The following is a 7,787-nucleotide window of genomic DNA, read 5'->3' as shown; positions in this document are numbered from 1 at the left end:
ATAGCGGAATCGAACCGCTGACCTTTTGACTGCCAGTCAAACGCTCTAGCCAACTGAGCTAATCCCCCATTACATTAGTAATAAATTGACCTTTGTCAATTGCGATGCAAATATAGATGTTTTTTTATTCTTGACAATAGAGCCATTAAATTTGGCAGATATGATATTAGTCACAATTCAGTCATTATATAGAATTACACTTGACACTTCCAGTAAAAACTGCTGAAATTTGAATGGAATTTGATTTTAAAATTCTATTTTTATGCACTCAAAATTTGGGTGAGGACAGTAAATGTCCGATTTGAATTGAGAAAAACTGGTAATAATAGCTATCTTTAGGCACCAAAACTTTGATCTATTATGGAAGTAAAAAAGTCGCCGAAGGCAGATCTTGAAAACAAGAAAAGCGTCTTTATGCAGATCGGGTTGGCTGTTACATTAGCAATTGTATTAATTGCTTTTGAATGGTCTACTACGGATGTAGATGCATCTCAGTTTGAGATGGTAGAAGAGCTTGAAGCCGAGGAGGAAATCATGCCGATTACAAGGCAGGAAGAAGTAAAACCACCGCCACCACCGCCACCGCCAAAGGTTGCCGATGTATTAAACATTGTTGAGGATGACGTTGAGTTAGATGAAGAATTAGACATCGAAGACACTGAAATGGATGAAGATACTGAGATTGATTTCTCAGACTTAGCCATGGAAGAAGAAGAGTCTGATGATGCACCGGTCTTCTTTATTGTAGAAGACATGCCTGAGTTCCCTGGTGGAGAAGAGGCATTACGTAAGTACATTGCACAATCTGTGAAGTATCCTGTTATTGCTCAGGAAAATGGTATTCAGGGACGTGTTTATGTTTCTTTCGTTGTTAACACAAAAGGTAAAGTAACAGATGTGAAAATTGCCCGTGGTGTTGACCCTAACCTGGATAAAGAAGCAATTCGCGTGGTAAATGCCATGCCAGCTTGGAAACCAGGTAAACAAAGAGGTAAAGCAGTAAAAGTTTCTTATACTGTACCTATTAACTTTGTATTGCAGTAGTAACCACTACCGTAACAATATAAAAAGCCCCGCAATAGCGGGGTTTTTTGTTGCCCTAAAATTGAACTATATTTGCGCTCTGAATTAAAGCTTTAAAAGAATAATCAATGATTGAAAGTCCCTCATCAAATAAAGAATTAGAGAAAGTTGTATTGGTAGCTGTCAAAACGCCTGAAGTATCTGTACAACAAGTCGAAGAATACCTCGATGAGTTGGCATTTCTGGCCGAAACTGCCGGTGCAATTCCTTTTGAACGCTTTACTCAGAACCTGATAATGCCCGATCCTAAAACTTTTGTTGGAAGAGGTAAGCTTCAGGAGATTATTGATTTCATGAAAGTTCATGAAGTGAAGACCATTATTTTTGATGATGAATTAACACCTTCACAACTCAGAAACTTAGAGCGTGAACTGAAAGTGCTGGTTCTTGATCGAACTAATCTGATATTGGATATTTTCGCAAGAAGGGCACAAACGGCTCACGCCAAAACACAGGTTGAGTTGGCACAATATCAATATCTTTTGCCCCGATTAACGCGTATGTGGACTCACCTTGAACGTCAGCGTGGTGGTATAGGGATGCGTGGTCCTGGTGAAAAAGAAATCGAGACCGACCGTCGTATCATTCGAGATAAGATTGCCAAACTTAAGACTGACCTTAAGAAAATTGACCGGCAAATGGCGACACAACGTCAAAATCGTGGCAAACTGGTTCGCGTTGCCTTGGTTGGTTACACCAATGTAGGGAAAAGTACTTTAATGAATGTTCTGAGTAAATCGGAAGTTTTTGCTGAGAATAAGCTTTTTGCAACATTGGATACAACTGTTCGCAAGGTTGTTGTTGATAATATACCATTTCTGTTAGCTGATACAGTAGGATTTATAAGAAAGTTGCCCCACCATTTAGTGGAATCTTTTAAGTCAACCCTTGACGAGGTGCGTGAAGCTGATATTTTATTACATGTGGTTGATGTATCACATCCAGGGTTTGAACAACAAATTGACGTGGTTAATAAAACCTTGAGTGAAATAGACAAACGTGAAAAACCCAATGTTTTGGTGTTTAATAAGGTGGATGCCTACGAATATACACCAAAAGATGAAGATGATTTAACACCTAAGAAGAGAGAAAACTATTCATTGGACGATTTGAAAGAAACATGGATGGGACAACAGGCTGATTGCATCTTTATCTCGGCTAAAAACAAAGTGAACTTCGTAGAGTTTAAACAAATGATTTACGACGAAGTAAAGAAAATTCATACCCAGCGCTTCCCTTTTAACGATTACCTGTACAACTCGTATAACGAAGAGGGCGAAGTGGAGTAATTAACTAAAAAACACATGAGATGATTAGTTTAAAATCGAAAATAATCGTCTCCTTTCTATTCTTCTGCTAAATAACGAAAGTAACCATCGATATTAATCAGGCTGTCTGACTTGATAAACCTGCACCCCACGCGATTTGCCTTTCAGCTTCAGGTTTCCTACTTCTTTGGTTTTGAATTTCTTGATATGGGGTAAAGATTCATACAGAATTCCTGAAATCAATAAATCTTGCTTGTACTCATTACACATTGATTCGATTCGAGCCGTTGTATTCAAGGTATCTCCATTATAGGATATATCCCTTTTTAGTCGCCCCACCTGCAAAACCATAATGTCTCCCACATGCACACCAGCTTTAAATTCAGGCACTAAACCATATCTTTTTTTATACCAGAATCGGTTTCGCTTAATCACTTTCTGAAAGGCAAAAAAGGCTTTGAGACAATTATTATTGCGTATACCTTTTTTCAAACTCCAGGAAATAATTGCTCCATCTCCCAGGTATTGATAAATGGCGCCTCCATAATTCTCTACCACTGCCAGGTCATTAAAAACATCCTGAACCAGGTAACTAAACTTTTTATGCTGTAGTTTTTCTGCAATAGTTACAGATGAACGCATATCAACAAACATAAAAATACGCCTCTCAACCTGTGGTTTATTCAGAGTACCCATCAGCCATTGTAAAACATTCGACAGCCCAATTTTCCTTAGTAATCCCCGTACCATCGTACTTAGAATACATGAAAAGTAAAACCAAAGGGTAAATCGCAATGAACGTATACCCAATTCGGGCATATTTTTGAAATAGATTTCATAATCCTGCAGTTGCTCAAAAGTCAGGTTTTCATTGGCCGATAAAAAGATAATTAACAAGGCAAGCGCCAAATACATAACATGCCGAAAAAAAGCTATGATTCGAATGGGTAGTTTACGTACAACCCAACCAATAAAAACGACGTCAAGAAGGGTGAAAAAAGAAGCTATAAAAACAGACAACAGCACCGTATTGCCATATATATCATCTTTACTAAGCAATTTCAGGTAATTAATAAATAACCGTTCATCTTGTGTGTAAAACACATAACCAGCCAAAGCCAGCAACCAGAATACCTGATGGTACAGGTAGGACCTGAATAATATACTGAACCAGATTTTTACTTTTTCAAATGAAAACATTGTAATGCTGTGTGAGACAAATCAACTGTTTTTACCCTCCGAAGTGCAGAATTGTTACAGTAAGTTATTAACAACAGAAGCATCAATAAAAAAGTCCTTAAAGTTTCAAAAACCTTAAGGACTATCAATATTATACAATTTCCAGGAAAAAACCCGGAATTGGAAACGAACAATTATTTAATTAAGCCTTCCTTAATCATATACTCAGCAATTTGAACTGCATTTAACGCTGCTCCTTTTTTAATCTGATCAGAAACACACCAGAAAGTCAGACCTTTTGGATTAGCCAGATCCTGACGAACACGCCCAACAAATACCTCATCTTTACCTGCTAAGAATAATGGCATCGGGTATTCCTTGTTAGCCGGATCGTCCATTAAAATAACTCCTTCTGCATTTGAAAAAGCCTCTTTGGCTTGTGTTAACGATATTGGCTCTTCCGTTTCAACCCATACTGACTCAGAATGTGCTCGCAAAATCGGAACACGCACACACATAGCACTAACAGCAATATCACTATGCATGATTTTACGCGTTTCGTTAAACATCTTCATCTCTTCCTTGGTGTAATCATTATCGGTAAACACATCCACTTGTGGGATCAGGTTCATTGCCAACTGATATTGGAAAGCTTCAACTTTCGTATCTTTTCCATTTACAATATCTTTTGTCTGATCCTCAAGCTCCTGCATTCCACTTGCTCCTGCCCCGCTCGATGCCTGATAAGTTGAAACATGAACACGTTTTATATGTGACAATTCCTCAATTGGCTTGAGGGCAACAACCATCTGTATAGTTGTACAATTTGGATTGGCAATAATATTGCGCGGTGCATTCTTACAGTCTTCAGCATTTACCTCTGGTACAACCAATGGCACATCATCTTCCATTCGAAATGCACTTGAGTTATCAATCATTATCGTACCATGCTTGGTGATCGTCTCTGCAAATTCTTTAGAGGTACCACCTCCCGCTGAAGTTAATGCTATGTCTATATCCTTGAAATCATCATTATGCTGAAGTTCCTTAACAACAAGCTCCTGACCTTTAAACGTAATCTTTTTACCTGCACTTCTTTTTGAACCAAACAATACCAACTCATCCATTGGAAAATTACGTTCTTCCAAAACCCTTAGAAACTCCTGTCCTACAGCGCCGCTAGCACCAACGATTGCTACTTTCATTATCCAAAAAATTTAATGTTTTAAGCTATATTTTTCATTCTGATCTTAAAAAATATAAGCTCAATGGTGAAACTACTTTGTTAAGTAAGCAAATTGTGTTAAATTGTTTGTTGTTGGTGGATTAATCAAATGCTTACATTTCAATACAAAAATAGAAATATTTACTTTAACCCTTAACCTCATGAGAGTTATTTTTATTCTTTTGACATTATTGCCTATAATTAGCTTTTCGCAGGTAACTGATTCTTTTAATGATGGCGATTTTCTGAATAACCCTAAATGGTCCGGCGATATCAATTCTTTTATTATTAATGCTGATCAGGAACTTCAGCTTTTTAACGATCAAGCCGGTATTTCCTATCTTTCTACTCCGAGCACTTCTATTGAAGAAGGTATTTGGAAAGTTCATGTAAAAATGGCTTTCAACCCTTCATCAAGTAATCTTTCAAGAATATACCTGGCAGGTGATAGCCAATCACTGGAAAACTCAATAAATGCTGTTTATGTTGAGATAGGCTCAACAGATGACAATATTAGCCTGTATAAAATTGAGAACGGAATTACACAAAAAATGATTGAAGGAAGTGAAGATAGAATCAATCAATCGGAAGTTGATGTGGTTGTAAAAGTAACCAGAGATGCAAATAGTTGGCAGCTTAGCTCTAAAACAGGCGATGAATGGACGGTTGAAGGAACAGCAGACTTCGAATTCAATTACCCCTCTCACTTTTTTGGTATCTTCTGTAAATACACCAAAACACGAGCCGATAAGTTTTTCTTTGATGATATTGATGTTGTTGGTCAGGCATGGTCAGACAAAACTCCGCCACGGATAACAGAATTTCTAGTGATAAATGGATCGAAAATGCAATTAAGATTTGATGAGGAATTGGATGAATCTAGTATATCTGTCAATAATTTCGGTTTAAAAAGCACCCAGCGTCAACCCAGCTCTTATGAATACAATCCTTCTGATCATTTAATCCATCTAAATTTTAACCCTTTATTGGATGATGCTATTGATGAGGAAATTCATATTTCTAATCTTCAGGATAAGTCAGGTAATCAAATCATTGACACATCCTTCACATTTAGCTACCAACGAATTAAAGTTAAAAAGATAAAACTGATCAATCACAACACCCTTTTTGTTTCATTTACCAAACCAATACCTGAAAATAGTTTTAACTCGGCTGTGTTACTCATCAACAACAAAGCAACTTCTATTCAGAGTGTTGATACTGAAGATCAACTTACATTCCACCTGATCTTTAACGAAAACTTAGCTGAAGGAAATGAACATATAATCGAAATCCGTGGATTAGTTGATTCCATTGGTGATGAAGTTGCTCTGATAAAAGAACAGCTTCTATATTATATTCCCGAGCGCTTTGATATTGTATTTAATGAATGGATGGCCGATCCCAATCCTTCAATGGGTCTGCCGGAAATAGAATACATTGAGCTTAAAAACAATTCTGATTTCGATATCTCACTCAACAACTATCAACTGTCAGTTAACGACAAAACAGTTCTATTACCTGATTCCATTATTCCTGCAGATGATTATGCCTGTTTGGTTTCATACAAAAATAAAGAGGAATGGGTCGACAATGGAAAAACTATTTATATCTCCGATCTGCCAACTCTGAATAACAGCGGATTCGACATGATACTTTTTACCAATGAACAAGATGTGATCGACGCTTTCTCATACGACCCTCAGCACATTATTGGAGAAGGCTTTAAAACTGAAGGCGGCTGGTCTGTAGAAAGAGTCGATCCACTCAACTTTAGTAGCGAATACTCGAACTTTAACTGGTGCATGAACCTTGAAGGTGGTACACCCGGTGGTCTGAACTCTGTTTATGAAGCAAATCCTGATCTCAAATCTCCAATTATTACCAATATCAACCTGGTAAATAATCAATCTTTGCAAGTGCACTTTAGTGAGACCATGCGTTTTGATGGCAATATCAATTTAAAGTTAGAGCCAAACTTATCAATTAATGAGCTTTCGTATGATACGCTATTTCTTAACCATCTAAACATTCATTTTGATGAAAAGCTAGCCGTAAATGAACTGATTGAATTAACTGAAATACAAATAACTGATATAGCTGGCAACCCTATTTCATGGCAAACTCCCCTTTTCTTTGGTATGGCAGATACTTTAGAAGCAAACGACATTGTGATTAACGAAGTGCTCTTTAATCCTTATCCTGGTGGTGAAGATTTTGTTGAGTTATACAATAAAACTGATAAAATTATAAATCTCTCCGACATTTACTTAGCCAAATACTCTGACCAGGGCATTGATAAACTTTACAAGACTACTAATGATAATGCCATAATTGCTCCACATTCTTACCTGGCTCTTACAAGTGCCAAAACAAGTTTGATGGAATATTATAATTGCCAATACCCTCACCTGATTCTGGAATGTTCTTCGTTACCTTCTTATCCCGACGATGAAGGACATGTGGCCATTACCAACCATACAGGAAGCATTATTGACGAATTTAAATATCAGGAGAATATGCATTTTGACTTATTAAAAAATAAGGAAGGTGTTTCTCTCGAACGATTATCATGGAAACTGGCAACATCAGATCACCAGAACTGGAGTTCGGCAGCATCAACAGCAGGATATGCAACCCCCGGTTATATAAATTCTCAACAACTTAATGATCCGGCTGAAAGCGATTTAAATGTTTATGTTGATCCGGAAGTTTTTACTCCCAATGGAGATGGCACGGATGATCGAACAAACATTTACTTTTCAACCCAAACACCAGGCACAACAGCTAGCATTCGCATCTTTGATGTAAACGGACATGAAGTCAGGCAACTAGCAAATAATCAAACGATGTCCAATACAGGTTTCGTAAGTTGGGACGGTTTAAACGATGAACATTCAAGATTAAGACCCGGTATATATGTCGTTTATATACAAACAATTCAACCCAATGGTGAAGTAAATGAGAATAAGCTAACCTGTGTGATTGGTACTGCAAATATCAAATAGTATTTTTATTAACCCGAGTTCGAT

5 protein-coding genes are annotated in these 7,787 nt (G+C 37.3%); 3 read left to right on the top strand and 2 right to left on the bottom strand.

The features are described from left to right. Nucleotides 1-360 precede the first annotated feature (360 nt). Together AC4MRQ_RS14685 and hflX are read left to right on the top strand one after the other, a co-directional pair. Entirely contained in the window at nucleotides 361-1,044 is a 684-nt protein-coding gene (locus AC4MRQ_RS14685; protein WP_491198442.1) for an energy transducer TonB, read from the top strand. A gap of 107 nt (nucleotides 1,045-1,151) precedes the next feature. Next, nucleotides 1,152-2,372 carry a GTPase HflX gene (gene hflX / locus AC4MRQ_RS14680; RefSeq protein ID WP_491198441.1) on the top strand — a complete coding sequence of 407 codons (1,221 nt, stop codon included), beginning with the start codon at nucleotides 1,152-1,154 and terminating at the stop codon, nucleotides 2,370-2,372. Between the two features lie 93 nt (nucleotides 2,373-2,465). Here hflX and AC4MRQ_RS14675 read toward each other — a convergent pair whose 3' ends face one another. Together AC4MRQ_RS14675 and AC4MRQ_RS14670 are read right to left on the bottom strand one after the other, a co-directional pair. Beyond that, complete coding sequence (locus AC4MRQ_RS14675; protein WP_491198440.1) at nucleotides 2,466-3,551, bottom strand: adenylate/guanylate cyclase domain-containing protein; 1,086 nt, start codon at nucleotides 3,549-3,551, stop codon at nucleotides 2,466-2,468. Nucleotides 3,552-3,724: 173 nt separating this feature from the next. After that, nucleotides 3,725-4,735, bottom strand: coding sequence for an aspartate-semialdehyde dehydrogenase (locus AC4MRQ_RS14670; RefSeq protein ID WP_491198439.1), 1,011 nt, complete (start codon nucleotides 4,733-4,735; stop codon nucleotides 3,725-3,727). Nucleotides 4,736-4,916: 181 nt separating this feature from the next. Between AC4MRQ_RS14670 and AC4MRQ_RS14665 the strand changes: the two genes are divergently transcribed. Next, nucleotides 4,917-7,763 (top strand): lamin tail domain-containing protein, encoded by a 2,847-nt coding sequence (locus tag AC4MRQ_RS14665; protein ID WP_491198438.1) that lies wholly within the window; start codon nucleotides 4,917-4,919, stop codon nucleotides 7,761-7,763. Nucleotides 7,764-7,787 lie beyond the last annotated feature (24 nt).

It is taken from the genome of Carboxylicivirga sp., from assembly GCF_982718395.1.
Note: the sequence above shows the minus strand (reverse complement) of the source record. Positions and strands in the feature narration are given on the sequence as shown.

What these genes read in the sequence shown, in the direction of transcription:
- hflX (WP_491198441.1), top strand. Translation starts at nt 1,152, where the DNA reads ATGATTGAAAGTCCCTCATCAAATAAAGAATTAGAGAAAGTTGTATTG.
- AC4MRQ_RS14675 (WP_491198440.1), bottom strand. Translation starts at nt 3,551, where the DNA reads ATGTTTTCATTTGAAAAAGTAAAAATCTGGTTCAGTATATTATTCAGG.
- AC4MRQ_RS14685 (WP_491198442.1), top strand. Translation starts at nt 361, where the DNA reads ATGGAAGTAAAAAAGTCGCCGAAGGCAGATCTTGAAAACAAGAAAAGC.
- AC4MRQ_RS14665 (WP_491198438.1), top strand. Translation starts at nt 4,917, where the DNA reads ATGAGAGTTATTTTTATTCTTTTGACATTATTGCCTATAATTAGCTTT.
- AC4MRQ_RS14670 (WP_491198439.1), bottom strand. Translation starts at nt 4,735, where the DNA reads ATGAAAGTAGCAATCGTTGGTGCTAGCGGCGCTGTAGGACAGGAGTTT.